The organism is Phyllobacterium sp. SL163 (assembly GCF_049896885.1).
GTDB classification, from domain to species: domain Bacteria; phylum Pseudomonadota; class Alphaproteobacteria; order Rhizobiales; family Rhizobiaceae; genus Phyllobacterium; species Phyllobacterium calauticae.
This window is the reverse complement of record NZ_JAFCVE010000011.1, coordinates 94,902-120,865: the sequence shown is the minus strand read 5'-3', so window position 1 is coordinate 120,865 and position 25,964 is coordinate 94,902. Positions and strand designations below refer to the sequence as shown.

Below are 25,964 nucleotides of genomic sequence, written 5' to 3'. Positions count from 1 at the left end.
GCGCTAAGAAATTACAGCGCTTGTTAGCTCAGCTAAGTAATGTATGATGCTGAAATGGATATCCTGCTCGCCGGACATGACTACAATCAGCTTCGCGCCTTCATTGCCGTCGCCGAATTTCTGAGCTTCTCCCGGGCTGCCGACAGCCTCGGCGTCTCCCCTTCAGCGCTGAGCCAGATGGTACGCAGTTTCGAGGAACGGGTGGAGATGCGCCTCCTCCACCGGACGACGCGAAATGTGTCACTGACGGAGGCTGGTGAGAATCTGCTCCAGCGGGTCAGGCCCGCGGCGTTCGAGCTCGGAAGTGCCGTCGCACAGGCTCGCCGTTCAGGCGAGCACCCTGCCGGCACAGTAAAGGTGCATTCGTTCCGATCCGCAGCCCGAAAACACATTGAACCGATTCTTGCCGGCTTTACCCAGCGCTATCCCGAAGTGCTGCTCGACATCACGGTGGATGACGAGGTCATTGACATCGTCGCAGGCGGTTTCGACGTGGGCTTGCGCATAGGCGAGGTGATCGAGCGCGACATGATCGCCGTCCGTCTGGGATCCGAGCTTCGGCAGGTGGTGGTGGCGACGCCTGATTACCTGGCGCGTCATGGACATCCCGAACATCCCCGCGATCTCGTCAGTCATCGTTGCATACGTTGGCGCTGGCCGGGCCGGGCCACGCCCTACGCCTGGGAGTTCTTCGAAAATGAGAGCTGGTTCAGTGTCTCGGTCGAAGGGCCGTTGATCTTCAGTGACAAGGAAATGGCACTGGGTGCCACTCTCAAGGGAATCGGGATCGGTTTTCCGATCGAAGACACCGTTGTCAACCACATTGCCGAAGGCAGGCTTGTCAGCCTGCTCGATCCATGGTGCGCTCCGTTTCCAGGGCTATTCCTGTGCTATCCCAGGCAGCGTCATATGGCACCTGCGCTGCGGGTTTTCATCGATACCGTGCGTGCTGGCGCCTGAATGCTCGGTTTCTGCCAGCGGTCCGCATACCACCGCCTCGTCACATGGTTGTAACGCGATTGGCGCATAGGCGGTGCCAAAGATCGAAAAGCATTGTAAAAGCAGCGCATGACCGACATTCACATCCAGAATCTGACCAAGCGCTTCGGCGAGACGGTTGCTCTCAGAAATATCTCTATCGATTTCCCCGCAGGGTCGTTTACCTCGCTGCTGGGACCCTCCGGTTGCGGCAAGACCACTCTCCTGCGTCTGATTGCCGGGTTCGAGGCACCCGACGATGGCGCCATTGATTTTGGCGACGAGCGGATCGCCGATGTGCGCCGCCAGAAATCGCCGGAGGAGCGCGGTGTCGGCGTGGTCTTCCAGTCCTACGCCCTGTGGCCGCATATGAATGTTGCCGAGAACGTTGCCTACCCGCTGAAGACCCGGAAGGTTGCCAAGGCCGAGATCGCGCAGCGCGTCAAAGCGGTACTGGAAAGCGTCAGTCTCGGCAGTTTCGCCGACCGGCGGATCGAGGAACTTTCGGGCGGCCAGCGGCAGCGCGTCGCCCTCGCCCGCTGTCTGGTTGCCGACGCGAAAATCATCCTTTTCGATGAACCGCTTGCCAATCTCGACATGCATTTGCGTGCGTCGATGATCGAGGCTTTTCGGGATATTCATCGGCGCACCCGCGCGACGATCGTTTATGTCACGCATGACCAGTCGGAAGCGCTGGCGCTCTCCGATCGCATCGCGGTGATGAATGCCGGCAACATCCTGCAGATCGCTGCACCGGTGGAGGTCTATCACTCCCCTGCGGATCAGCGCGTGGCCGGGTTTATCGGCCGCGGCACGCCGGTTTCCGGCATGGTTGTCGAGAGGCAGGCGTCATCGGCTCTCGTTGACGTGGCGGGGTATCGTGTTGCAGCGCGCGGCGTTGCCGATGGCTCCGATACCATCAAACTGCTGCTGCGCCCCGAAGCTCTCCGTCTCGCCGATGATGGGCTTGCTGCCACAGTACAGGAAAGCACCTATCGCGGTGCCGTCTACGAAACCCGGCTTGAACTGGCCAACGGCGAGCGCCTGACGCTCGACAGCCCCTCGGCGCTGCGCATTGGTGAAACCGTGCATGTCGCCATTGCTGACGCCTGGATCATTCCCGGCTGATCTACCGCCAGGGCAATACACCGGGCGGGAGCTTTTTGCCGAGACGGTCGAGAACCGCCAAAAGTACCACGACAATCAGGATTGTCGTCACGGCAATGGCCGCCGCATGGGTACCAAGCCCAGCCTCTTCGAGGCTGAACAGCACGACGCCGAGTGTTTCATGCCCGCTTGACCAAAGCAGTGCCGAGACCGTCAATTCGTTGAATGCGCTCATGAAGACCAGCAAAGCGCCTGCAACCGCCGCGGGTGCCGTCAATGGGCCGGTGATGGTCATGAGACGGCGCAGCGGACCGGCGCCGGACACGGCGGCCGCTTCATTGAGATCACGCGACAGCTGCCCGATCGCCGTTGTGACGGGTTTCATGGCCAGGGCGAAGAAGCGCATGAGATAGGCAACCAGGATAATCCACGCGGTGCCGTAGAGGCTGCCGATCAATGGCAGCGGCCGCAGGAACAAGAGAATGCAGGCGATGGCAAGCACGATGCCCGGTAAGGCATAGGGCAGTTCGATTGCGCCATGCAGGACACGTTGCGACAGGCGTGAGAAGCGCTCCAGGCCCACGGCGACCGGAATGGAGCCAATGGCGAGGATGAGAGCAGCACTTCCGGCGAGAATGGCCGAGTTCCAGAAGGCGCGGCTGGTGGAAGCCTGCCGGAACAGAACTTCCTCGAAATTGGCGAATGTCAGGGTGGACCAGTTGAGCGGGACGCCGAAAGACGGGATCAATGCCGTGGTTATCAGAGCAAGCACCGGCAGGATCAGCATGAACAGGATGGCGACCCAGCCAACGGCGGCGAACAGCCAGCGGTAGCGGCCAAGAGCAAAGCGCGCGGGTGTTCCCGCCGTAAATCGGTGGTTGACCTTCTTCAGTGCCAGCGCCTGCAGGACGACGCCAAGCAAGGCAAGCATGGCAATAAGGACCGAAAGCGCAGCAACCTGCGGCAGCACGCTCGGGCCAAAACTGGCGATGCGCTGGTAGATCATCGTCGTCAGAGTGAGATAATTGACCGGCATGCCGAGCAGAGCCGGAATGCCAAAATTGCCAACACCCGACACGAAGGCAAGCGCCGTGGCAGCAACGAGATAGGGCCGTACCATCGGCAGGATGATCGTCAGGAGCACGCGCAGCGGCGATGATCCGGAAGAACGCGCGGCCTCCACCAGATCGCGGGGAACGCGGGTGAGCCCTGCCCGCAAGGTGATGAAAACAATGGGTGCATGCTGGATGGCATAGAGCAGGATGATGCCGTTGCGACCGAGCAGCGGATTGGAGGTGCCCGGCGGCGGTGCAAGACCGAAAGCACCAAGCAGCGTGCTGGATGGCCCGAACAGGTGCAGCCATGACAGCGCCATCACCTGCGGCGCAATCATCAACGGCAGCAGCAGCAGGAAGCCGAGGGTCTTGCGCCCCGGCAGATCGGTCATGGCGATGCCGACGGCGAAAGGCGCGCCCACCACGAGGGCGAGCAGCGCGCCGAAGAAGGCCGTATCCAAGGTGTTGAGCGTGGCCCGCATGACCGAGGCACTGGAAAGCCGCCCGGCCATGGCGGCAAGATCAATCTCGCCGCCGGGTGCGACGGCTGTCACCAGCAGCCGCAGCATCGGTAAAAAGCTCAAGGCAAAGATGATGGCGAGAACCAGCACGGCGGACAATCCGCCATCCTGCCGGAAATAACGCCACACCCTATAGAGGCGCGAGCCCGCATGGGTGGATGCGGGTCCGGTGTTGTCTATGGAATGCACAACGGCCAAAGGCGTTTACTGCCCCATCACTTCGCTGAACTTTTCCTTGTTCTTGGTCTCGTTGGCGAGCGCGCCGGCGGCATCGAACGTCATGACCTTGATCGAGGCGCGGTCGGGATAGCCCGCCGGCAAGGCAACGTCGGCACTCGCGGGGATATAGCCCATCTTGGCTGCGAGCTCCTGACCGTCCTTCGACAGGAGGAAGTTGATGAAGGCTTTTGCCGCTTCCGGATTTTTCGCCGTCGACAGGATGCCGGCCGGCTCGGTGACAGCCGAAACGCCTTCCTTCGGGAACACGAACTCGACCGGAGCGCCCTTGGCCTTTTCGCGGATCGGCATGTAGTCGACGATCATGCCATAGAGCTTGTCGCCGCCGCTGACGGCTTTGAGGATATCGCCATTGCCGCCCGCAGCCTGTGCGCCATTCTTGGCAAGCTCCGCATAATAGTCCCAACCCTGTTTGAGATTTTCGGTGAGCGTAACGGTGTGAATCAGGGCGGCACCCGATGTCAGCGGGCTTGGCATGGTGACAAGACCTTTGGCTTCCGGCTTGGCGAGATCGGCCCAGCTCGTCGGCACAAACGGTGCCTTGGTGTTGTAGACAATGCCTGTCGTGATCAGCTTGGTGGAGAAGTAGGTGCCGTCCTTGTCAATGAGCGCCGCGTCGATACCCGAAGTCTTTGCGTCCTTGAAGGGCAGCAGGCGGCCTTCCTTTTTCAAGCCTTCCATCGTCACCACATCGGCAATCAGCAGAACGTCGGGCTGCGGCTGGCCGGCTTCGATTTCGGCGCGCAGCTTGGCCATGATCTTGGGCGTTCCGTCGCGCACCCATTCAACCTTGATACCGGGGTTCTTCGCCATGAATGCGTCGGCGGTTTGCTGTGCATCAGTGTTGGGCTGGCTGGTATAAAGGACAAGTTTGCCGTCTGCGGCAAACACCGGCTGAAGACCGGCGGCAAGCAGAACGGAAGCGATGAGAATGCGGCGCATGATAACCCCTTTTTGTCAGGACGAGACGAACCCGCTTTGATTTTTGCAGGCTCATATTGATCGGTCACCCCTATACAAGCCGGATAACGGTTCTATGACATCTAGACAAAAGTTGTAAGGTTTTCATCGGGTGAATTGGCCCGAAAAACCCCATCAAAATTTTTTACTTGTCATCCCGCTGTTATAAACAGACAGTACAAAGAAAAAAATTGCACAGCTGCGCAATGGGATGGAAAATGACTGAACCTGCTTTCCTCAAAGTCGAGAGAATGAGCGTGGGGTATGGCCCGACGACAGTACTCGACAATCTAGACCTCGACATTCACAAGGGTGAATTCGTGGCGCTTCTCGGCTCGTCCGGTTGCGGCAAGACAACGCTTCTGCGGACGATTGCCGGCTTCTCCAAGCCGTTCAGCGGTTCCATCCAGGTTGCGAACCGCGATGTCACCCAGATGCCGCCGGACAAGCGCGGTATGGCGCTGGTATTCCAGTCCTATGCGCTATGGCCGCACATGACCGTTGCCCAGAATATCGGCTATGGGCTGAAGCTGCAGAAGCGCTCCAAGGATGTCATCGACGCGCGCGTCAACGAGATGCAGAACCTGCTTGGCCTTGGCGGTCTTGGCGCCCGCAAGCCGGCTCAGCTTTCCGGCGGGCAGCGCCAGCGCGTGGCGCTCGGCCGGGCGTTGGCTATCGATCCGGAAATTCTGCTGCTGGATGAGCCGCTTTCCAACCTCGATGCCCGCATCCGCCTGACGGTACGCCACGAGATCCGCTCGCTGCAAAAGCGGCTTGGCATCACCGCCATTCACGTCACGCATGATCGCGAGGAAGCCATGGTGATGGCTGACCGTATCGTTATCATGAATGCTGGACGCATCGAGCAGCAGGGAACGCCAGAGGACGTCTACAACAAGCCCGCATCGCTGTTCGTTGCCGCGTTCATGGGCGCGGAAAATGTTCTGTCCATGCAGGCGCGGGTCAACGGCGCGCAGATTGAACTGGCGGAAGGTGCGTTCAATCCCTCGACGGTCACGGCATTGTCGGGCCGTGCGCTTGCCAGCGGGCCGGTGCAGCTGCGTTTTCGTGCCGAAGCCGCCCGCCTTGCCGGCAGCGGCGATACGGTTTCCGCCGAGCCGGGTGCGCTCGAATTGCGCGGCCGGATTGCCAGCGTCAGCTATCCCGGCGGTCATTGGCGCCATGCCGTGCGGCTGGGTGACAGCGAAATCCTCGTCGATGCGGATACCGCCTTTGCCGAGGGAGAAACCGTCAAGGTGCATATCCCCGCGCATTCGCTTTTCATTTTCAACGCACCGCAGGTTGCTGCGGCCGCACATGCCCATTGAGGACAGGTGGCCGGTACGCCGGCCCCTGCCCCATAGACTGCCAAAACAAAACATCCATGCTCAACGGGAGTTCACGATGAAAACGTTACTACAGGCTTCACTTATCCTCGGACTGGCGGCCACACCTGCGGCAGCCGGTGATCTCACCGTGTTGACGGCGGGTGACCAGAACATGGTCGATTACGTCAATGATTACCTCGCCCCGATCTTCGAAAAGGAAAATCCGGGCACCAAGGTGCGGGTTGTCGGCACGGGCCCCGGCGATGCCGGTTCGCAGAAGATCGTCGAGCGGTTCGACGCGCAGGCCAAGGCCAACACGGAAAAATGGGATGCTGACGTGGCCGTCGTCCACGAGAAGTTCGCCGGTCCCATGGTCAAGGAAGGCTATCTGGAATCCTACCGTGCAAAGATTCCTTCCGGCGTCATGGTGACAAGCGACAAGGCAAAAATGGCGCTTGGCGCCAATGTCGACGGTTATGTCATGCCGATGTTTTCCAGCCAGACGGCTATCGCTTACAACCCTGCGCTGATCCCCAACCCGCCGAAGAGCTATGAAGAGCTGGTTGCCTGGGCCAAGAAGAACCCGAAGCAGTTCGGTTACAACGGCATCAAGGGCGGTGCCTCGGGCGTCAGCTTCGTCATGGGCTGGATTTATGCTTTCGGCGATGGCGATGCCAAGAAGTTGATGAATGGCCCGTTCGAAGAAGCGGAAACCAAGAAGTGGGACAAGGCATTTGCCGGTCTGAAAGATTTCACCACCAACGCCACTCTGACGCCGGGCAATGCCGGAACGCTCGACATGCTGAGCCGCGGCGAAATCGCCATGGGCCCGGTCTGGGTTGATATGTTCTATTCCTGGAAGGCAGACGGCAAGCTGCCGCCGGAAATGAAGCTGTTCCTGCCTGCTCCCGGCATGCCCGGTCAGCCGATGCACTATGTCATCCCTGCCAAGAGCCCGAACACAGCGCTGGCTGAAAAGTTTGTTGCTCTTGCCACCAGCCCGAAGGTTCAGGCTGAAGGCATCGTCAAGCGCTTCAACTGGTATCCTGGCATCGATGCGAAATATGTGCAGCCGGAACTCGACAAAGCCAGCTGGGACAAGCTCTTCGTCGATATTTCCCCGGAAGATCTTGCCACCAAGGCAAAGCCCTTTCCGATTGCCAAGTACAATTCGGCAATTCTCGAAGCATATGAGCGCAACGTAGCCAACTAATAGCGCGTGCCCTTCGGACCACCGGCCCAAGCCGGTGGTCCCCTTCCCTCTTCTGGAACATGCCGATGCAGAAACGCCTTCTCGCCATTCTTCTCGTGATCCCGGCACTGGTCATGATCGTGCTGTTTTTCATCGTGCCGCTTGGCGCGTCGATTGTCGGTGCCTTCGTTGTCGGGGATAGGTACGGCATCGGGAATTTTTCTAAATCCTTCGAGCTTTACTCCAGCGACATGATCTTCACGTTGCTGATTGTCGGCGTTTCCACCCTGCTGATCGGCTTTTTCTCGATCGCCATCGGCGGATATCTCACGCTGGGCGAGAATCCGCGTGCTGTCGCCGTGCTGCGCTGGCTCTATCGCTGGCCCATGTTCATTCCGTTTATCGTCGTGGGTCAGATCCTGCGCACATTCCTGGCCAAGAACGGCCTGATGAACAATATCCTTGTCAGCCTGGGCGTCCTGACACCGCTTCAAACGGTTGGCTTTCTTGACTGGCGCGGCATCGTCATTGCCTTCGTCTGGAAGCAGACACCATTCGTGACGCTGCTGGTTGCGGGCGCGATGGCCTCGCTCGACCGCAGCACCATTGAGGCCGCGCGCAATCTTGGCGCCTCGCGGCTGCGCATCCTCATCGAAATCATTGTCCCGCAAATCGCCGGAACCCTGCTGGTCGGCCTTATCCTCTCCTTTGTCACCATGATGTCGGTGCTTTCGGTGCCGTTGATGATCAATGCACAGTCCCCCACCATGCTGACCGCCGATATTGCATTCCGCATCAATGCCCATGGCGACTATGGCGTTGCCAATGCGCTCGGCATGATATCGCTGCTGCTGACGGCTGGCGTCGCCCTGGTCTATCTGCGGCAGTCAGTGAAGGAGCGTTCGTGATGACCCGGATCGATTTTTGGTGGGTTCCCCGCGCGCTCGTCCTTGGCCTGCTTGCCTTTGTGATTTTCGGGCCGCTGACCAACCTCCTGCTGTGGACGGTCGCGGAGAAATGGTATTTTCCGCATATGCTGCCGCTGGAATATGGTTTCAGCTTCTGGCAGCGGGTGTTCTCGCCGCGCGGCAATGCCATGGAATCGCTGGTGACGAGCATTGTCGTGGCCAGCCTGACCGTGGTGGTGGCCCTCGCCCTGGCCGTTCCCGCCGGTTACGCGCTGTCGCGGCTGAAACTGCCGTTCCGCAGCCTGATCCTGCTCGCCTTCCTCATTCCGCAGGCTTTCCCCAATCTGCCCGTCTATGTGAACATTGCGCGGTTCTTCTACCAGATTGGCCTGAACGGCACGATCATGGGCGTGGTGCTGGTGCACGTCACCCATGGTCTCGTCTATGCGGTGTGGATTGCCACGGCAGCGTTCTCCTCAGTGCAGATCGATCTGGAGGAAGCCGCCCGGTCCATTGGTGCCGGTCCCCTGCGCGCCTTTCGTGACGTGACCCTGCCGCTTGCGGCGCCCGGGCTTCTCGCCAGTGCGATTTTTGTGTTTCTGGAGTCGCTGGATGAGTTTACCGGCAGCTATTTCGTCGGCGCGCCCGATGTGAACACACTGCCGCTATTGCTCTATACGGCGGGGTCGGGCGGCAACTATCAGATTGCATCGATCACCGCGCTGCTGCTACTCATCCCGTCTATCGGCTTTATGCTGGTGGTGGAGCGATTCTTGCGCGCCGATGTGCTGTCCAAAGTCGGACACTAGAGGAACAAGCATGGATTCGAACGGCGACGATCTACCGAAGAAAACCCAGCACTATGTCAGTGCCGTCGAGGTGGCAAGAAAGGCTGGCGTGTCCCGCTCTGCGGTGTCGCGGGCGTTCACACCCGGTGCCAGTGTTTCTGCCAAGAAACGCGAAAAGATCATGGCTGCCGCCGAGGAGCTCGGCTATCAGGTCAACGATCTGGCGCGGGGTCTTTTGGCAAGAACAAGCCGGCTGGTTGGCCTTGTCGTCACCAATCCGGAATTGGGCTACCGCTCGCATCTCGTCGCAGCCTTGACCAAGGCGCTGATCCATCGCGGCAGTGTACCCATCGTCATCAATACCGGCCGCACGGAAGAGGAACTTGTCGCCGCGCAAAAGACGCTGTTCGGCTACCGCGCCGAGGCAACGATCATTCTGTCCGGTTCTCCCCCCTCCTCTTTCGTCGAGCTGGCGCGGCGCAACGGTCAGCCGCTCATCGTGCTCGGGCGGTCTGAAACCGGGGCCGATGACGTCAATATCGACAACGAAGGCGCAGGCCGCGAGGCTGCGCGGGTTTTTCTCGCCAATGGATTGACGGCATTGGGCTTTGCCGGAACGGTGTCCCGTACGCCGACGACCATCGAACGCGAGAACGGCTTCTGCCAGGAAGCGGCTGCGCATGGAGCGACCGTCATCATGGGGCATGGCGGCAATTCCGATTATGCGGGCGGGCAGGAGGCGGCGCGGCAGCTTTTTGCCGGCAGCAAACACCCGCAGGCCGTATTCTGCGTCAATGATCTGGTTGCCTTTGGTCTTATCGATCATGTGCGGCGGCACACAAATCTGAGGATTCCGGAAGACCTGTCCGTCATCGGGTTTGACGATATACCCGAAGCAGCCTGGGAAACCTACAATCTCACGACCTTCCGCCAGGACCCGGCTGTCATGGCTGCACACGCCGTGGCCCTGCTCGATCAGCGGCAGGCCGAGCCGGACTGCCCCCCCATGCACGACCGGCTGAACACGCACATCGTTGTGCGTGGGAGTGCCCGCATCCCCCATTCAATCAAGCCCTGATATATCCGAGACATTCCATGAAAATTATCCAGGTTACCGATCTGCATCTTGTCACGCCGGGCGATATTCTGTGCGAGCGCGATCCGCTGAAGAATCTTCAGGCCTGCATCGCCGACATCAACGAGAACCATGCGGATGCAGAACTGGTGATTTTCACCGGCGATCTCAGTGATACCGGTCATGAGGACAGCTACCAGGCGTTGGCGGGTGAACTGGAAAAGCTCATTCCGTCGTATAAACTGCTTCTCGGCAATCACGATAACCGCAGCGCATTTCTGCGGGTTTTCGATTCGGTCACGCCGGAGGACGGTTTCGTCCAAAGCGTGGTCGATACGGCGCAGGGGCGCCTGATCCTGCTCGACACCCTATCGGAAGGTTTTGTCGAAGGGCGTCTGGATGAAACCCGGCAAGCCTGGCTGAAACGGCGTCTGGCAGAGGCGGCCGGCCGGCCGGTGTTCCTCTTCCTGCACCATCCCCCCTTCCCTATTTTCCTGCCGCTCCTCGATGGGCTCGGACTTGTCGAATCGGAAGCGCTTCATGCCATGCTGCGCGAGCATGGCAATGTCAGGCATATTTTTGTCGGCCATGCGCACAGGCCGGTGGCGGGCAGCTGGCGCGGCATTCCCGTGAGCGTCATACGCGGCACCAACCACCAGACGGCACTGGATTTTTCACCCGACAGGATCATGACGACGCTCGAGCCGCCGGCCTATGCCGTTGTGTTTATCGATCAGGATACCGTGATCGCCCATTTCCACGATTTCCTCGATCGCACCGCCGCCTATCGCTAGCGGTTCGCCGGATTGGCCGGACGGTTGCCCGTCCGCGCGGGAAGATTAGCCCTATCTTATTGTATTCGTTTGTAAAAAGGAAATATATTGGATATGTCTTCAGCAAGTTCCGGTTTCTTGCCGAAGCAGTAGCCCAGTGCTTGTGCGCGCTGGTCGAGTTCTTCTCTGATCCCGTCGAGGATCGGGCCGCAATAGACTGGAGGATAGCAGTGAGACGAATTTACCGGACGTTCCGGTGATGTGAACATGAGGGTTCCAGGTTCCAGGAACGTGACCCGGTTGCCAAGATCGAGGTAGCTTTCCGCATAGGCACCTTCCGCGATCAGCACGCCATGCTGCTCCAATTCAATATGGTAATAAATGAATGGTTCGAGTGTTGCGTCCTGCGTGATGGAAGTGCCGTTGATGAGGAGCTTTGCCGGGACGAGTGACCCATTCAGAAACAGGCAATGATCCGGCGACACATAGAGGTCGCGGTTCGGCGACCCATGATCGAGCGCGCCCGGACGGATGCGGACAGGCGCATGATCGCGCAGCTTGTCGATGGTTCTGGGATCGATCCTGCGGCTTCCGATCCAGATGATGGGTACGGCTTCACCGTTCATCGTATAGACAAGATTGCCGATCCTGAGCCTCTCGACGGCGATCTCCCCTGCCGGTGTGGAGATCAGCGTACCCACGACAAAACAGGGTGTTGTGATAGTGATCTGACCGTCATTATCCACCCGGGCAAAGTCGAATATGGCAGCGGGATCGATTGTGAACTTTGCGCCCGCACCGAGCACCGTTCCAACTGTGTCAGTGACATCTTTGACTGCCGTTGTAACCGTCTTTACAACCTTTGACAGAAGGCCGGTTTTTTGCGCAGGCGCAGGCTCGGTGGTCTTTCCCGTCTTGAAGAGAAGTGTGTCACCCTTCAGTTCGGCGGAGGTTGCGCCATCCACTTTGATCTTGTCTCCTCCGTGAAGATTGATGATCTCGATGGGGCCGCCCACGTTGATACCGAGGTTGCCGGGCTGGTATTCGAATGTGCCAGTGCCGTCTGAATAGCCAAAATCGATGGTCGTCGAGTTCGCAATGTTAACGCCGGCAGGCGGCGCGCTAAGGGTGAGTGTACTGCTTTTTCCTACTCCATAGGTGATGTGTCCGAGCGCTTTTATATCAAGTTCGGCCGGGTTCACCGTCAGATGGGCGCCGTCGACGAGGTCAATTCTTGCGTTGGCAAGTGCCTTGATGTCCACGATATGGCTGTCCAGCGTTCGATTGCCGCCGTCAATAGCATAGTGATGATCCGCGACTGGTATCAGCCAGTCGGGTAATGGAATAGGCGTCGGTTGGTTGACCATGCTTCTGTTTCCTTCTGAAAATGGACTGGTGATGAAAATCAAACGGGCGTGGCTCTTTCCGCTCCGGCGCGGAGATGAGCACGGAGGTCGATGGACGGCTTCTGTCCGTAAATTTCGCGATAGGTGGCGGCGAAGCGCGCCGGGTTTGAAAACTGCAGACTGCTTGCGACATCAGTGACGGTTCTCGCCTTGCCCATCTTGATCAGGTCATGCGCTTCTGCGATGCGGTAATGCGACAGAATTTGGATCGGCGTTGCGTCACGGAAATGCCGGAATATTCGCTGCAGTGTTCGCGTACTGCACCCTGCGGCACCCGCGATATGATCGACCGTTACCGGAACGTAGAGATTGTTGCGGATGAATTCCTCGGCACGGCGGAGCTGTCTTGGGCATGGTTGCCGTCTGGAACGATCGCCATGGCAAAGATTGTGCGGCGCTGACGCGTAGAGTTGCGCGATCAGCAATTGCTCATAACTCATGACCAGCGGCGGCGTCTCCCCCTCCCCTTTCCTGAAAAGCAGAAGATTGATCGTGCGGTACAGGCTGGACACGGCGTGCCTGCGGAAATCGGCGACAGCCGCAAACCGGGGCTCATGAAAGCAAAATTGTCCTGACCACAGGCCAAACTGATTGCGCAACAGGGAGAGTGGAATCTGGAATGCGAGCCAGCGACAACCCTTGGTCAGTTTGAGCGACGTGGCTGGGTCGTTGATGACGGCTCCGGAGCAACCGTCCGGGATGTGCAATGCGAGGCGCGATCTGGTGTTGCCGCATTCGATGACACCGCTGAGCACAAAGATATAAAGGAGGTGGTCTGCCTTTCCGTCGGAAACGATTTCCATCGGATGGGAGGTCGAACCTTTCAGGATCTGTGTCTCATTGAGGCGGTAGATCTCGTCCAGGGGTAAACGAGGAAATATTGCGGGTCTCTGGGCAACGGGTGTCCCCGTGGCGAGCATTTGTACCAGAGGATGGGACCGGCGGTCGCGAGCAGGATTGCTATTCCGAATTGTATCGAACATTGCTTCAATCCTTGAAAAACAGATGGTGATTGAAATCGATGCGCCAGAAAAAATACAATTTTAAATAGAATATATTTCGTACGTAATTTGAGGTTGTATTGTTAGCTAGGGATCGCTGCCGCGTAAATGCGACTTTAGTACAAGGGAATTATTTACCATGAATCGCGCTGTTTCTGGAAAGAAACAGTTGAAGAACATCTGAATTCAGGAACTGATTGTTCTGCGGGGTCTTTGATTGATGATAGGTTGGCGCCCTTTACAGGAGTCGCCGAGGCGACCCAATTCCTTGTGTTCCCCTTAGCGAGATAGTTGAAATGAGCAAGCCATCTTCTGGTCCTATACCGGCCGGTCCAAAGCCCTTTTACCGTTCATTTGGTTTTCAGGTTATTGTCGCGATGATCATCGGGCTCCTGCTCGGCCTCGTCGCCCGTAATCTTGGCCCCGATGCCGCAGGCAATCCGAATTGGCTCAGCGTAACGCTGCAGACCGTCGGATCAATCTTCGTGCAACTCCTGCGGGCGCTGGTTCCGGCGCTGATTTTCACCGCGATCGTGGCGAGCATCAGCAACCTGCGCGCCCTCAACAATGCAGCCGCTCTTGTCTGGCAGACACTACTGTGGTTCGCCATTACGGCGCTCGTGTCGGTGGTGATCGGCATTGCGCTTGGGCTTGTTATCCAGCCCGGAATCAATTCCAGCGTCCTTGCCTCTGCCGCCTCCGTTCCGTCGTCGACCGGCTCGTGGCTCGATTTCCTGAAAGGGCTCGTTCCTTCCAACATGCTGGGTCTGCAGGCGTCGACCAAAGTGACCGGTGGTTCGGCGAGCACGTATCTGTCGTTCAACGTGCTGCAGATCGTCATCATCTCCATTGTGGTTGGTGTCGCGGCGCTGCGGGTCGGATCGGTAGCGGAGCCGTTCCTTGATTTCAATCGCGCGCTGCTGGCTGTGGTGCGCAAGATTCTCTGGTGGGTGATCCGCTTGACGCCAATCGGAACGATCGGGCTGCTCGGCACGGCGGTGGCGCAGTATGGCTGGGAAACCCTGGCTCAATTGGGCTGGTTTTCCGCTGCGGTCTACATCGGTCTTGGACTGGTGCTCTTTGTGGTCTATCCGATCGTGCTTCTGGCCAATGGTCTCAATCCGGCCCGGTTTTTCGCGGGCGCCTGGCCGGCGATCCAGCTTGGTTTTGTCTCCCGCTCATCGATTGGAACCTTGCCGGTCACCGAAGCCGTGACGGAGGGCAATCTCGGGGTGCCGCGGGAATATGCGGCCTTTGCCGTGCCGCTGGGAGCGACCACGAAAATGGATGGCTGCGCCGCCATCTATCCGGCCATCGCCGCGATCTTCGTCGCGCAATTCTACAACGTGCCGCTGGGTGTTCAGGAATATCTATTGATTGCCTTTGTATCGGTGATCGGTTCCGCGGCGACCGCCGGGCTGACCGGCGCGATTGTCATGTTGACATTGACGCTCTCCACGCTGGGTTTGCCTTTGCAGGGTGTCGGGCTTTTGCTGGCGGTCGATCCGATTCTGGATATGGGCCGCACGGCGGTGAATGTTGCGGGACAGGCGCTGATTCCGACGATCGTCGCCAAGCGGCAGGGAATTCTCGACCAGGGCCGTTATGACAGCACGACGACGATTGACGTGATTGATCCGGCTGCCGTGCCCGCTGCAGCCTGAGGATATCTGCAATTTGATAAAGCGCGGCAGCGATGCCGCGCTTTCCTTTTTGGTGTTGACAGCTGTCAACAGCCTCCCGATTCGGGGGCGGCGATTGGGCGGCACATGCTGTGTACGCGCGACCATGCCAGTTGCGGGGTGATTCTGGAATCAGTTGACAGCTGTCAACCTGTTGAATCCTTGTGCGCGCGCCTTATGGTTAAAATACATCGCGGGTGATTCACTCTTTGTAAACCACACTTCCATAGAGTTTTACGCAATTGCCACAGTTGTAAGCGAGTACCGAGTTGTCCAAGCGTAATCAGGCAGTCAACCATAGTCTGCACACTCCCGCCATCTCCCGGCGTCATCTCTTGCTGGGCGCAGGCTCCCTCGCAGTTCTCGGCGTATCCGGATGCTCACAGACATTCGAGCTTCCCGATATGAGTGTTGACACCATGTCGACCGGTAGTATCCGGCCACAGATCAGCGTGGATAAATCCATCACGGTTCCCGACGTCATGTACGCCGCGGTGCAGGAGGGGCCGTATTCGCTCCCGGCGATTCCCTATCAGAAGGTTCCAGCCGAGTTCCGGCGGCAGATCGTAGTTGATCCGACAGGCGAGCAGCCGGGGACAATTGTCGTGCGCTTGCAGGAGCGCTTCCTCTATCTGGTGCAGCCGGGCGGTGATGCCATCCGCTACGGCGTTGGCATCGGCAAGGCCGGGTTCCTGTGGAGCGGTCGCGCCAACATCCAGTACAAGAAGGAATGGCCGCGCTGGACGCCGCCGCGCGAGATGATCCAACGCAAGCCCGAACTGGTGAAATTCGAAAACGGCATGGAACCCGGACCGCAGAATCCGCTGGGGGCACGCGCGCTCTACATCTACAAGGATGGTGTCGATACAGGCTACCGCATCCATGGCTCGCCGGAATGGTGGTCGATCGGAAAGTCCATGTCATCCGGCTGCGTGCGTCTCATCAATCAGGATATCATCGATCTCTATAGTCGCGTGCCTGGCAAAGCCACGGTTGTCGTGGGATAGGGGAAACACTAGGGATCATTGCAGATTTGGATATCAGGCCGGGACCAATCGTCTCCGGCCTGATTGCTTTCATGGGCATGCCTGTACGCGTGGGGTTCAGGCGCGGATGAGCCCGAGCTTGCGTGCTCTGTCCATGAGGTTCTTGACCGATGAGGCGGCCCAGCGGGCAGCGCCGCGCGGCGTCCGCTCGTGCATGGCTTCAAGCTGACCGGCGATATCGCGCAAGGTCAAATCCGGGTTGGCATTGGCAATGCCGGTCACCAGCATCATCAGCCGATCCTCCGGGGTGCGGCGCGGGGACGGGGCTATCAGGCGTGCATCCGCAAGCCCTTCATTGACCAGCAGTCGTACCGAGCGGCGCAGGCGGTCGGCATTCCAGATTTGTCCGGTCTGGTGGCGCAGGCTGCGCGCCACCTCGTCCCAGGGGTGTTCGGGACGCATGCGCCGCACGATGGGCAGCCAGGATGACATCCCAGCCGTCAGGTCCGCCAGATGGCCGCGCCTGCGGGCCTGGGCGAGCTTTGCCAATGCCTCGGGCTGCTTCTCACGCAGGCCGGGATTGCCGGGAAGCCTGCCCCGCGCACGGGCGGCATTGATCCCCGCCTTGGTACGTTCGGAAATCAGGGCGCGTTCCAGCTGGGCCACCGCGCCGAGAACCTGCAGGGAAAACATGCCTTGCGGCGTCGAGGTATCAATGGGGTCATGCAGCGACCGGAAATGCGCACCCTTTTCCTCCAGCTGTTCGATGACAGTCAGGAGATGGCTGACGGACCGGGCCAGCCGGTCGAGGCGTACCACAACGAGCACGTCACCGCGGTTGATCTCCCGCAGGAGGCGGGCCAGGACGGGACGGGCGCGCGATGCACCCGAGCCATGCTCTTCGAAGATGGTACCGCAGCCCGCGGCCCTCAATTCCAAAAGCTGGGCATCATTGGCCTGTTCTTCCGTCGAGACGCGGGCGTAGCCAATCAGGATGGGTCTGGATGCTGCGGTCATGGCCGCGATCCTAGCAACCGTCCTGCAACTTGCAATGCCAGACGAGGGGATTGGGCGGTACTCCCATCCCGCAAATGGGAGCGCCGGGAAGCCCCCATGATCGGTGCCGGGGCATGCCAACCATGAAAGGGGAGGGGGGTGGAAAAGGCAAATAACTTATCCACGTGCGGTCCGGATCTGCTATAATTCCTGTTGGATAGGTTGCCGGGAGCGGCCTGCCAGTCCATCATGCAGAAATTAAATCTCTTTTGCCTGCACTTTTGATAATATTATTCAATAAATACAATGATGTTCGCTCAAATCGTATCTATAGTAACATGCGCATTCCAGAGCATGACAACACTCGCTTTGAGCTACATATTCTCATGGTTTGACGCGTCTTCAAACAGTTTTTCGACAAGGTTCGCCCGATACTGAAATCAAGTTCCTGCAGAGGTCTTCTTGAAGGATCGATGAGCCAGTTCGGGTCGTTGTACTGATTTTGACGTCAGTACGGCATGGCGACCAGCGGCGACGAGGCAAGACATCCGCTCAACGCTGAACAAAATGGCCTTTCGTCACTTCCACATAATCACGCTGCGGTACTTTGTAGCCAACCGGGCGCACCGGACTTTTCAACTCACTGATTACGGTGTTGCGTTTGATGGCCCGCCGCGCCGGATCAGGCACGGGGACGGCATTCATCAGTGTCTTCGTATAGGCGTGTTGGGGATTGTCGAAAACCGCCGCGCGCGGCCCGATCTCGACAATCTCGCCGAGATACATGACGGCCACGCGGTGGCTCACCCGTTCGACGACCGCCATGTCATGCGAAATAAACAGGAATGACAGGTTGAAATCCTGCTGCAAGTCAAGGAGCAGATTGACCACCTGCGCCTTGATCGAAACGTCGAGCGCGGAAACGGACTCGTCCGCAACGATGACTTTGGGATCGAGCGAAAGTGCCCGGGCAATGGCGATGCGCTGGCGCTGCCCGCCGGAAAATTCGTGCGGATAGCGGGAGAACATGTCGGCGGACAGGCCAACGCGCTCGAGCAGATCCACGGCTTTCTCGCGGGCCTGTTTCTGGGTTCCCAGCCGATGGACGATGAATGGCTCTGCGATGGTCGCACCAACGCTCATGCGCGGGTTGAGGCTGGCGAAGGGGTCCTGAAAGATCATCTGGATGCTCTTGCGCATAGTGCGCAGGGCGATCTGGTCAAGGCTGAGGACACTGGTGCCATCGAGGATCACCTCGCCGCTGTTGGGCTGCACGAGACGGGTGATGGACCGGCCGGTGGTCGATTTCCCGCAACCGGATTCACCAACAAGGGACAGTGTCTCGCCCTGGAACAGGTCGAATGACACGTTCTCGACGGCATGAACCGCGCCGGTCTTGCGCGAGAACAAGCCTGAACGGATATCGAAACGGGTGGTCAGGTTCCTGACTTCAAGGATCGGCGTTTTGCGCTTGTCGACCGTATCGGCGACCGGGGCTGGAACGGTGGTCTCGCCGGTTTGAATGTCGACAGTGGGGAAGCGCAGTGGCCAGTGCTGGCCTTTCATTGAACCGAGGCGAGGCACGGCTGAAAGCAGCGCCCGCGTATAGGGATGCTTGCCGCGATGGAAGATATCGGCGGTGAGGCCGCTCTCGACCGCTTCGCCGCGATACATCACAATGGTGCGATCGGAGATTTCGGCAACCACGCCCATGTCATGGGTGATGAAGAGGACAGCCATGCCTTCCTCTTCCTGCAGGACCTTGATCAGATCGAGGATCTGTCCTTGAATCGTCACATCGAGGGCCGTCGTCGGTTCGTCGGCAATGAGGAGCTTCGGGCGGCTCGCAAGCGCCATGGCAATCATGACCCGCTGGCGCATCCCGCCGGAGAACTGGTGCGGATATTCGTCGAAGCGCGCTGCGGCGTTGGGAATGCGGACCTTTTCCAGCAGGCGTATCGTTTCGGCCCGCGCCTCCGCCGGTGTCATCGCGCGGTGACAGGTCAAGGCTTCCGAGATCTGCCGCCCGATGGTGAAAATCGGATTGAGGCTGGTCATCGGCTCCTGAAAGATCATCGCAACATCGTTGCCGCGGATATCGCGCATCTGCCGGTCGGAGAGTGAAAGAAGGTTCTTGCCGTTGAGAACGACATTGCCTTCGATGCGGCTGGTTGCCTTTGTCAGCAGACGCATGACGGAGAGCGATGTAACGCTTTTCCCGGAACCGGATTCACCGACAATGGCGACGGTCTCACCCGGCATGACCTCGAAGGACACGTCGCGCACCACGCTTTTCCAGCTGCCGTCAACGAGGAAGGATGTGGTGAGCCCTTCGACAGACAGCACCGGTTTGGCTGTCTCTCCGGAAGAGTGGTTGGTTGAAGGAGCCGTCACAGGGTTCACGGTCATCCTGTCAGCGTCCTGCCGCATAGGCCTGCATCAGGCGCGGGGTGGCAGCGGCGCGCAACAGCCCGTCCGCTTCGCGTTTCGCGGCGGTCAGGCGGCCCACGGTCCACGGGTCTGCGGGGGTGATCAGGTGGCCCTTCTGCTTGAGTGCGTTCAACGCATCGGCTCCGATGCTGGTCTCGATGGTGATGTTTCCAAGCTCGCTCGTGCGCGGATAGAAGGAGCTTGGGAAATGCGCCGTGTGGAACAGCGGCTGGTCGATTGCTTCCTGCAGGTTGAGGCCGTGATGGATATGGCGCAGGAAGAACGGCAGCTGCCATTGGTCCTGCTGGTCGCCGCCGGGGGTGCCGAAGGCCATGGCCGGCCTTCCTTCGAAAAGGGCGATGGTGGGGGTCAGCGTCGTGCGGGGCCGCTTGCCGGGCGCAAGCGATGTCGGCAGGCCCTCCCGCAGCCAGAACATCTGCGCGCGCGAGTTGAGACAGAAGCCGAGACCGGGAATGATGGGCGAGGATTGCAGCCAGCCGCCGGACGGGGTGACGGAGACCAGATTGCCCTCGCGGTCGATCACGTCGATATGGACCGTATCCCCGCGCTTTTCCGACAGGTGCGCCATGGTTGGCTCATAGACAACGCCGCCGCCCATGCCTTTCAACATGTGCATGGTCAGGTCATACTGCGCGTCAAAGCCGGGTATCCTGCCGGGTTGAAGCGTGCGGGAGGCTTCTCCCGTGATCAGCTTGCGGCGTTCATCCGTGTAGGCATCAGACAGGAGATGGTCTATCGGCACATCGGCATGCTTTGGATCGCCGTAATAGACCTCCCGGTCCGCATAGGCGAGTTTCATCGCCTCGACCACCGTGTGCACGAACTCAGCGCCATTTGGGTCCATGGCCGCAATGTCAAAGCCTTTCAGCAGCGCAAGCGATTGCAGCAGGGCGGGTCCCTGGCCCCACGGGCCTGTCTTGGCAACGGTCCAGCCGTGATAATCGTAGGTTTGCGGTGCTTCGATCGTTGCGCGCCAGTTCGCCATATCGTCGGCGGTCAGGACTCCCCTGTGGCGACTGCCGCTGGCGTCCATGACTTCGGCGCTGTGCAGATAGTCTGCAATATGCTCGGCAACGAAGCCGCGATAAAACGCATCGCGCGCTGCCTTGATCTGGCTTTCGCGTTCCTTCCTGCTTTCGGCTTCGGCAATGATGCGTTTCCAGGTTGCTGCAAGGACCGGGTTCCTGAAATTGGAGTGCGGCGCCGGTGCCGTGCCGCCCGGCAGCCATGTGGCGAAGGAGGTCGGCCATTCCTTGCGGAAGAATTCGCCCAAACCGCTGATGGTCGCGGCGACACGCGGCAGAACCGGATGACCGTTCTCGGCGTAGTAGATCGCCGGTTCCAGCACGTCCCGTACCGACATCGTGCCATAGTCGCGCAGCATCAGCATCCAGCCATCGAATGCGCCGGGTATGACGGTGGCCAGCAGGCCATCGCCGGGGATAAGGTCCAGACCCTCGCGCTTGTAATGGTCGATTGTCGCGCCTGCCGGCGCCGGTCCCTGTGCGCAGATGACTTCGACCTTGTTCGTCTTCTTCGAGTAGAAGACTGCCGGCATGTCCCCGCCCGCGCCGTTCAGGTGTGGCTCCACCACCTGCAGAACCATGCCTGTCGCCACGGCCGCATCAAACGCATTGCCGCCCTTTTCCAGAATGCTCATGCCAACGGCGGTGGCGATCCAGTGGGTCGATGTCACAACGCCAAAGGTTCCAAGGATCTCGGGCCGGGTGGTGAAACGGGTCATTGCATTGTCCTTTCAGATATTATGCTTCGCGCGGATCGAGGGCGTCGCGCAGGCCGTCGCCAAGAAGATTGAAACCGATAACAACGAGAAAGATGGCGGCACCCGGCCACATGGCCATCCAGGGTGCCTGGGAGAGGAAGTTCTTGGCGACATTGAGCATCGAACCCCAGCTGGGCGCAGGGGGCTGCTGCCCAAGCCCGAGGAAGGACAGGCTGGCCTCGGCAATGATGGCGGTCGCGATGGTCAGGCTCGCCTGTACAAGCAGCGGTGAGAATACGTTTGGCAGGATGTAGCGGGTGATGATCCGGTAGTGCCCGAGCCCGACGGAGCGCGCCCCTTCCACATAGTCTTCGGTTTTCACGGTCAGCACCTGTCCGCGGGTCAGCCGGACGAAAAGCGGCATGGCGGAAAACCCGATGGCGATCATCGCATTGCCAAGGCTTGGTCCGAGAAAGGCGGCCAGCGCAATTGCCGTGATGAGGAACGGCATGGCAAGGAATGCCTCGGTGATGCGCGAAATGATGATGTCGATCCAGCCGCCGAAGTAACCGGATATCAGCCCGAGCGGCACACCGACGGCAACGGCGATGCCCACGGAGAATACGCCCGCCATCAGCGAAGCGCGGGCGCCCCAGATCATCCGCGAAAGAATATCCCGTCCGATATCGTCGGTTCCCAGCCAATGCGCGGCGGAGGGAGCCTTGCGGATGGCCGACCAGCTGGTGGCGACGGGATCCGCGATGGGCAAGAGCGGTGCCGTGACAGCGAGGACCAGGAAAACGCTGATAATCAGAAGCCCGGCGAGGGCGCTCCTGTTCGCCTTCAGTTTCTTCCATGCACGATTGCCTGAACGGCTTTGCTGGGGCACTGCCGGCATTGTCTGCTGCATGGTCATAGCGTGGCCCTCATTCTTGGATTCAGCAGGATGGAGAGCACGTCGGCGACGAGATTCATCAGGATGAAGCCTGCTCCGGTGCACAGGACAACGCCCTGGACAACCGCGTAATCCCGGTTGAAAACCGCATCGACGATCAGTTTGCCGAAACCGGGAATGGTAAAGATCTGTTCCGTCAGCACGGCGCCCGCCAGCAGCTCACCAAAGAGAAGCGCGGTCATGGTGATGATGGGAAGAAGCGCATTGCGGAACGTGTGCCGCAGAATGACGGATCGTTCGGAAACGCCCTTGGCCCGGGCCGTACGGATGTAATCGGCACTCAGGACCGTCAGCATGGACGACCGGGTGTGACGCATGAGGGTTGCTGCCAGTGCCAGGCCGAGAACGAAGGCCGGCATGATCATTGTCTGCAGCGACCGCAGCGGGTCCTTGAAGAACGGCTCGTAGCCCGATGCGGGAAGCCAGCCCAGTTTCACCGACACGAGCAGGATGAGCATGATGCCCATCCAGAAATTGGGTACGGACAGGCCGGAGAGCGCGACGACATTGGCGATGTAGTCAACCGCAGTATTCTTCCTGACCGCCGCTATTATTCCGATGGGCACGCCGATGGCCAAGGCGAACGTCATGGCCATGACAGCCAGCTGGATGGTCACCGGCAGCTTTTCGGCAATCAGGGAAAGGACAGGCTGGTTGGTCCGCAGGGATATGCCGAAATCGCCCCTGAGGGCGGAGCCCACCCAATAGAAATACTGGACGATGACAGGGTCGTTCAGGCGGTACTTGTCGCGCAGGAGTTCCAGCACCTGCGGATCGCGTTCTTCGCCAGCCATGGCCAGGATCGGGTCGCCAGGCAGCAGCTTTTGCAGCGAAAATGCAAAGATCGATATGATGATCAGTGTCGGTATGGCCAGCAGAAGCCGCTTTCCGATGTAGGTATACATGGGCTGAAAATCCTGACGCTCGCCTGGCGGCGAAGCTGCAGAATATGGCAGCTTCGCTTCAAGCCGTTTCGTTAGCTCTTCCTGACGCCCTGCAGGCGGATCATGCCGTCAGGGGAGGGGACAAAGCCAGTGACGTTCTTCTTGAGGGCCCAGATCCATGCCTGATGACCGAGATAGATGATGGGCAGATCGTCATTGAGAATCCGCGCCGCCGCATCGTATTTCTGCTTGCGCGCGGCGTTATCCGTGGAACTGCGGGCCGCGTTGAGAAGGGTGTCCACTTCAGGATTGCAGTACTTGGCATCATTGATAGCACCCTTGCAGGTGACAAACTCACGCAGATTGCCATCGGATCAACACGTCCGGACCAGTCGGCATGGCCAAACTGGAATTTTCCGGCTGGCAGTTCTGACTGGAGCGTTGCGAACTCCGTTGCCTTCAGTTTGACGTTAAACCCGGCCTCCGCAACCATCGATTGGATGACCTGCATTCTCTGCATGGTCACCGGATTGTTCGGGGTTGCAAATTCTATGTCGAGCGTTGCAAACCCAGCCTCTTTCATCAAGGCCTTGGCCTTTTCGACATCCCGGGTCGGTACGGGAATGTCCTTGTCATACCAGGGACTGTTGGGCGGGAAGGGCTGGTTGCCGGCAACGGACGTTCCTTCATAAACAACCTGATTGACGGCTTCGCGGTCAATGGCGAGCGAGAAGGCCTGGCGCAACCGCTTGTCCTTGCCGAACGGATTGTCGGCGAGCGGCCCATTGCCCACATTGGCGATCATGGCCAGATACCCGACACCGATCGCATCGGCATAGGTGAGCTTCGAATCCGCTTTCACCGCCGCAGCGTCCGTGGCGGCGAGCCGTTCCAGCATGTCGAGATCGCCGGACTGCAGGTTGGCGAGACGCACGGTCGAGTCCGGGATCGGCAGGAACGTCACCTTGTCGATGAAGACGTTGGCTGCATTCCAGTAGTGCGGAAATTTTTCGAGCACGATGCGGTCCTGCTGCACGCGCTCGACGAATTTGAAAGGACCGGAACAGACCGGTTTGCTGCCGAGGTTCGCTCCCAGTTCCGCTGCGGCTTTTGGCGAAACCATCATGCCGCTGCGATCCGACAGCTGGGCAAGCAAGGATGCATCAGGGCTTTTGAGGGTGAATTTGACCTGATAGTCGCCCGTTGCCTCAACACTCTTCACGGAAGACAATTCGCTCTTGCGGCGGGATTCCGGCAATGTCTGCGAGCGCTGGATGTTGGCGACGACGGCTGCGGCATTGAATGGCGTCTCGTCGTGGAAAACCACGTCCTTGCGCAGGTTCATGGTCAGTTCGGAACCGTCATCCGACCATTTCCAATCCGTCGCCAGCTGCGGCACGATCTCAAGTGTCGGGCTGACATCAACCAGTTTGTCGCACAGGGCCGTATAGACGATGCGGCCGACGAAGGTGCGCGACTGTGCCGGGTCGAGGACATCGGCATCGTCCTGGAGGCCGATACGCAATTCGCTGGCACCCGCAGGCACGGCAATGAGAATACCGGCTAGCAGGCTTGCAAGAAGTCTGGTCTTTTGCATTGAAGTTCTCCTCTTTTCATCAGAGCGGTCAAATCCGCTTGTTTGTTCCGTGTTGATGGCCGGTTATCTTCCGGTCCTTATCGCGATGGTGGTCTGTGCTTGCGGCACTTATCCCGGCTGTTTCGTTTCGAATCCGTCCAGCGATGTCAGGCGGATCAGCCATTCCTGCAGCATCAGCAAGTGCTGGCGCATGGCTTCGCCCGCCCTCAGCGGGTCGCGGGATTCGATGGCATCAATGATGGCTGAGTGGTGATCATAGGATGTCACCGCGGCGTTGTTGCCGCTGCGCGCGCGCTCACGGATGATCTGCCAGGCTTCATCCTGGCGCACCCGGTTGACCACATCGAAGATGGTCAGAAAAAACTGATTGCCGGCACTCTGGGCAATTTGCCGATGCAGCGATCCATCCCACAGCTCATGCGAGTCGGCATCCTGGCTTTCGCGCGATTTCAGCGCCAGTTCACGCATGCGGTCGATGTCGGTTTTCTTGGCCCGCATGGCCGCGAGCTGTGCCAGCTGCGGTTCTATCCGCAAACGGACCTCCATGATTTCCATGAAGTTCGTGCCGGCGATGATGGTGTCGACATGCTCGCCCCAACTATCAGGTTCGCGTCCGGCAAATGTGCCCTGGCCCTGCCTGCGCCATATCCGGCCTTCAGCCTCCAGTACTTCCAGTGCCCGCCGGACCGAGCGGCGGCTGACGCCGAGTGATTCCGACAGTGCGCGTTCGGTTGGCAATTTGCCGTCTTTTCCGAATTCGTCGGATGCGAGAAGCCGGCGCAACCGGTCAAGCGCGTAGTTCGAGTTTTCCTGGGACTGGTTGCTTGCCATGCGGTATTGGTCCGGACCAATTGTGATATTGGTTCAGTCGACGGTATTTTTCCGATGGCGTCAAGATGTTATTTTGAGCATTTATGTTTCTGCTCAAATTGTGGGCATACGCGTACCGGCTAACCCCTTGGAATCAGACGTGTTGCGGCTGAAACTTTTGTTCACAACTTGCCACTTTGAAGCCATGTTTTTTACATCGGTCTGACATGAGGCGCTGGTAGGAATCCTTCACCGAAGCGAAACGGAATCGGTGACGAAAATGCGCGCCACAACTGATCAATGGAATCCGCACTGGGCCGTCCATCCAGGCGAGCATCTGGCGGCCTGTATCGGATCGCACGGGCTTTCACGCGAGAGATTCGCCCGGGCCGCCGACATTCCCGTGGAAACCATCGACGCGATCATCGCCGGTCAGCACCCCATCACGCTCGACATCGCCGTGCGCATAGAGCGTTCGCTCGGCATCATGCCGGATCTCTGGTTCATTCTGCAGTCAAAATGGCATCGCCAGCAGAAGGCGTCCTAGCCCG

Annotated in this window: 21 protein-coding genes and 1 pseudogene; 11 read left to right on the top strand and 11 right to left on the bottom strand. The window is 59.2% G+C overall.

Annotation, left to right across the window (positions count from 1 at the left end; genetic code table 11):
- The first annotated feature begins 54 nt into the window (after positions 1 to 54).
- Together ACP7B1_RS22435 and ACP7B1_RS22430 are read left to right on the top strand one after the other, a co-directional pair.
- Positions 55 to 960, top strand: coding sequence for a LysR family transcriptional regulator (locus ACP7B1_RS22435; RefSeq protein WP_346306325.1), 906 nt, complete (start codon positions 55 to 57; stop codon positions 958 to 960).
- 108 nt (positions 961 to 1,068) lie between these two features.
- Entirely contained in the window at positions 1,069 to 2,106 is a 1,038-nt protein-coding gene (locus ACP7B1_RS22430) for an ABC transporter ATP-binding protein (RefSeq protein ID WP_346306326.1), read from the top strand.
- Position 2,107: 1 nt separating this feature from the next.
- Here ACP7B1_RS22430 and ACP7B1_RS22425 read toward each other — a convergent pair whose 3' ends face one another.
- Both ACP7B1_RS22425 and ACP7B1_RS22420 read right to left on the bottom strand, forming a co-directional pair.
- Positions 2,108 to 3,850, bottom strand: coding sequence for an iron ABC transporter permease (locus ACP7B1_RS22425; protein ID WP_346306343.1), 1,743 nt, complete (start codon positions 3,848 to 3,850; stop codon positions 2,108 to 2,110).
- 15 nt (positions 3,851 to 3,865) lie between these two features.
- Entirely contained in the window at positions 3,866 to 4,840 is a 975-nt protein-coding gene (locus ACP7B1_RS22420) for an ABC transporter substrate-binding protein (protein WP_346306327.1), read from the bottom strand.
- A gap of 236 nt (positions 4,841 to 5,076) precedes the next feature.
- On the opposite strand from ACP7B1_RS22420, the gene ACP7B1_RS22415 reads away from it, so the two are divergent.
- The 6 genes from ACP7B1_RS22415 to ACP7B1_RS22390 all read left to right on the top strand — a co-directional run bounded on the left by ACP7B1_RS22415 (position 5,077) and on the right by ACP7B1_RS22390 (position 10,943).
- Positions 5,077 to 6,186, top strand: a complete 1,110-nt coding sequence (locus ACP7B1_RS22415) for an ABC transporter ATP-binding protein (protein WP_346306328.1) — start codon at positions 5,077 to 5,079, stop codon at positions 6,184 to 6,186.
- A gap of 76 nt (positions 6,187 to 6,262) precedes the next feature.
- Positions 6,263 to 7,399, top strand: coding sequence for an extracellular solute-binding protein (locus ACP7B1_RS22410; protein ID WP_346306329.1), 1,137 nt, complete (start codon positions 6,263 to 6,265; stop codon positions 7,397 to 7,399).
- 65 nt (positions 7,400 to 7,464) lie between these two features.
- The gene (locus ACP7B1_RS22405) at positions 7,465 to 8,286 is read left to right on the top strand and encodes an ABC transporter permease (RefSeq protein WP_346306330.1); all 822 of its coding nucleotides are present in this window, start codon (positions 7,465 to 7,467) and stop codon (positions 8,284 to 8,286) included.
- Positions 8,286 to 9,095, top strand: a complete 810-nt coding sequence (locus ACP7B1_RS22400) for an ABC transporter permease (protein WP_426137264.1) — start codon at positions 8,286 to 8,288, stop codon at positions 9,093 to 9,095. The genes ACP7B1_RS22405 and ACP7B1_RS22400 overlap by 1 nt, the downstream gene beginning before the upstream one ends.
- Positions 9,096 to 9,105: 10 nt before the next feature.
- Positions 9,106 to 10,152 carry a LacI family DNA-binding transcriptional regulator gene (locus ACP7B1_RS22395; protein ID WP_346306332.1) on the top strand — a complete coding sequence of 349 codons (1,047 nt, stop codon included), beginning with the start codon at positions 9,106 to 9,108 and terminating at the stop codon, positions 10,150 to 10,152.
- Positions 10,153 to 10,169: 17 nt separating this feature from the next.
- Entirely contained in the window at positions 10,170 to 10,943 is a 774-nt protein-coding gene (locus tag ACP7B1_RS22390) for a phosphodiesterase (protein WP_346306333.1), read from the top strand.
- Positions 10,944 to 10,999: 56 nt separating this feature from the next.
- Here ACP7B1_RS22390 and ACP7B1_RS22385 read toward each other — a convergent pair whose 3' ends face one another.
- Together ACP7B1_RS22385 and ACP7B1_RS22380 are read right to left on the bottom strand one after the other, a co-directional pair.
- Positions 11,000 to 12,289 carry a Hint domain-containing protein gene (locus tag ACP7B1_RS22385; RefSeq protein WP_346306334.1) on the bottom strand — a complete coding sequence of 430 codons (1,290 nt, stop codon included), beginning with the start codon at positions 12,287 to 12,289 and terminating at the stop codon, positions 11,000 to 11,002.
- A gap of 38 nt (positions 12,290 to 12,327) precedes the next feature.
- Positions 12,328 to 13,311 carry a helix-turn-helix transcriptional regulator gene (locus ACP7B1_RS22380; protein ID WP_346306335.1) on the bottom strand — a complete coding sequence of 328 codons (984 nt, stop codon included), beginning with the start codon at positions 13,309 to 13,311 and terminating at the stop codon, positions 12,328 to 12,330.
- A 314-nt stretch (positions 13,312 to 13,625) separates the two neighbouring features.
- Between ACP7B1_RS22380 and ACP7B1_RS22375 the strand changes: the two genes are divergently transcribed.
- Both ACP7B1_RS22375 and ACP7B1_RS22370 read left to right on the top strand, forming a co-directional pair.
- Positions 13,626 to 14,993 carry a dicarboxylate/amino acid:cation symporter gene (locus ACP7B1_RS22375; protein WP_346306336.1) on the top strand — a complete coding sequence of 456 codons (1,368 nt, stop codon included), beginning with the start codon at positions 13,626 to 13,628 and terminating at the stop codon, positions 14,991 to 14,993.
- A 320-nt stretch (positions 14,994 to 15,313) separates the two neighbouring features.
- The gene (locus ACP7B1_RS22370) at positions 15,314 to 16,018 is read left to right on the top strand and encodes a L,D-transpeptidase (protein ID WP_223614934.1); all 705 of its coding nucleotides are present in this window, start codon (positions 15,314 to 15,316) and stop codon (positions 16,016 to 16,018) included.
- Between the two features lie 96 nt (positions 16,019 to 16,114).
- Here the strand turns inward: ACP7B1_RS22370 and ACP7B1_RS22365 are convergent, their stop codons facing one another.
- The 7 genes and pseudogenes from ACP7B1_RS22365 to ACP7B1_RS22335 form a co-directional block, all read right to left on the bottom strand.
- Positions 16,115 to 17,014: a recombinase family protein gene (locus ACP7B1_RS22365; protein ID WP_346306337.1), complete on the bottom strand. Its 900-nt coding sequence runs from the start codon at positions 17,012 to 17,014 to the stop codon at positions 16,115 to 16,117.
- 531 nt (positions 17,015 to 17,545) lie between these two features.
- Positions 17,546 to 19,402 (bottom strand): ABC transporter ATP-binding protein, encoded by a 1,857-nt coding sequence (locus ACP7B1_RS22360; RefSeq protein WP_346306338.1) that lies wholly within the window; start codon positions 19,400 to 19,402, stop codon positions 17,546 to 17,548.
- A gap of 4 nt (positions 19,403 to 19,406) precedes the next feature.
- Entirely contained in the window at positions 19,407 to 21,188 is a 1,782-nt protein-coding gene (locus tag ACP7B1_RS22355; protein ID WP_346306339.1) for a gamma-glutamyltransferase family protein, read from the bottom strand.
- Positions 21,189 to 21,207: 19 nt separating this feature from the next.
- Complete coding sequence (locus ACP7B1_RS22350) at positions 21,208 to 22,065, bottom strand: ABC transporter permease (protein ID WP_426137263.1); 858 nt, start codon at positions 22,063 to 22,065, stop codon at positions 21,208 to 21,210.
- A 14-nt stretch (positions 22,066 to 22,079) separates the two neighbouring features.
- On the bottom strand, positions 22,080 to 23,027 hold the full coding sequence (locus ACP7B1_RS22345; RefSeq protein ID WP_223614673.1) for an ABC transporter permease: 948 nt from the start codon (positions 23,025 to 23,027) through the stop codon (positions 22,080 to 22,082).
- A 71-nt stretch (positions 23,028 to 23,098) separates the two neighbouring features.
- Positions 23,099 to 24,603: pseudogene (locus ACP7B1_RS22340) on the bottom strand (ABC transporter substrate-binding protein).
- Positions 24,604 to 24,711: 108 nt separating this feature from the next.
- Positions 24,712 to 25,434 carry a FadR/GntR family transcriptional regulator gene (locus tag ACP7B1_RS22335; protein WP_223614675.1) on the bottom strand — a complete coding sequence of 241 codons (723 nt, stop codon included), beginning with the start codon at positions 25,432 to 25,434 and terminating at the stop codon, positions 24,712 to 24,714.
- Between the two features lie 259 nt (positions 25,435 to 25,693).
- On the opposite strand from ACP7B1_RS22335, the gene ACP7B1_RS22330 reads away from it, so the two are divergent.
- Positions 25,694 to 25,960, top strand: coding sequence for a HigA family addiction module antitoxin (locus ACP7B1_RS22330; protein WP_223614676.1), 267 nt, complete (start codon positions 25,694 to 25,696; stop codon positions 25,958 to 25,960).
- Positions 25,961 to 25,964: the final 4 nt, after the last annotated feature.

Coding starts and splice junctions, on each gene's coding strand:
- ACP7B1_RS22375 (WP_346306336.1), top strand. CDS start 13,626: ATGAGCAAGCCATCTTCTGGTCCTATACCGGCCGGTCCAAAGCCCTTT.
- ACP7B1_RS22415 (WP_346306328.1), top strand. CDS start 5,077: ATGACTGAACCTGCTTTCCTCAAAGTCGAGAGAATGAGCGTGGGGTAT.
- ACP7B1_RS22360 (WP_346306338.1), bottom strand. CDS start 19,402: ATGACCGTGAACCCTGTGACGGCTCCTTCAACCAACCACTCTTCCGGA.
- ACP7B1_RS22380 (WP_346306335.1), bottom strand. CDS start 13,311: ATGTTCGATACAATTCGGAATAGCAATCCTGCTCGCGACCGCCGGTCC.
- ACP7B1_RS22345 (WP_223614673.1), bottom strand. CDS start 23,027: ATGTATACCTACATCGGAAAGCGGCTTCTGCTGGCCATACCGACACTG.
- ACP7B1_RS22350 (WP_426137263.1), bottom strand. CDS start 22,065: ATGCCGGCAGTGCCCCAGCAAAGCCGTTCAGGCAATCGTGCATGGAAG.
- ACP7B1_RS22395 (WP_346306332.1), top strand. CDS start 9,106: ATGGATTCGAACGGCGACGATCTACCGAAGAAAACCCAGCACTATGTC.
- ACP7B1_RS22330 (WP_223614676.1), top strand. CDS start 25,694: ATGCGCGCCACAACTGATCAATGGAATCCGCACTGGGCCGTCCATCCA.
- ACP7B1_RS22335 (WP_223614675.1), bottom strand. CDS start 25,434: ATGGCAAGCAACCAGTCCCAGGAAAACTCGAACTACGCGCTTGACCGG.
- ACP7B1_RS22405 (WP_346306330.1), top strand. CDS start 7,465: ATGCAGAAACGCCTTCTCGCCATTCTTCTCGTGATCCCGGCACTGGTC.
- ACP7B1_RS22390 (WP_346306333.1), top strand. CDS start 10,170: ATGAAAATTATCCAGGTTACCGATCTGCATCTTGTCACGCCGGGCGAT.
- ACP7B1_RS22435 (WP_346306325.1), top strand. CDS start 55: ATGGATATCCTGCTCGCCGGACATGACTACAATCAGCTTCGCGCCTTC.
- ACP7B1_RS22420 (WP_346306327.1), bottom strand. CDS start 4,840: ATGCGCCGCATTCTCATCGCTTCCGTTCTGCTTGCCGCCGGTCTTCAG.
- ACP7B1_RS22355 (WP_346306339.1), bottom strand. CDS start 21,188: ATGACCCGTTTCACCACCCGGCCCGAGATCCTTGGAACCTTTGGCGTT.
- ACP7B1_RS22385 (WP_346306334.1), bottom strand. CDS start 12,289: ATGGTCAACCAACCGACGCCTATTCCATTACCCGACTGGCTGATACCA.
- ACP7B1_RS22430 (WP_346306326.1), top strand. CDS start 1,069: ATGACCGACATTCACATCCAGAATCTGACCAAGCGCTTCGGCGAGACG.
- ACP7B1_RS22410 (WP_346306329.1), top strand. CDS start 6,263: ATGAAAACGTTACTACAGGCTTCACTTATCCTCGGACTGGCGGCCACA.
- ACP7B1_RS22400 (WP_426137264.1), top strand. CDS start 8,286: ATGACCCGGATCGATTTTTGGTGGGTTCCCCGCGCGCTCGTCCTTGGC.
- ACP7B1_RS22365 (WP_346306337.1), bottom strand. CDS start 17,014: ATGACCGCAGCATCCAGACCCATCCTGATTGGCTACGCCCGCGTCTCG.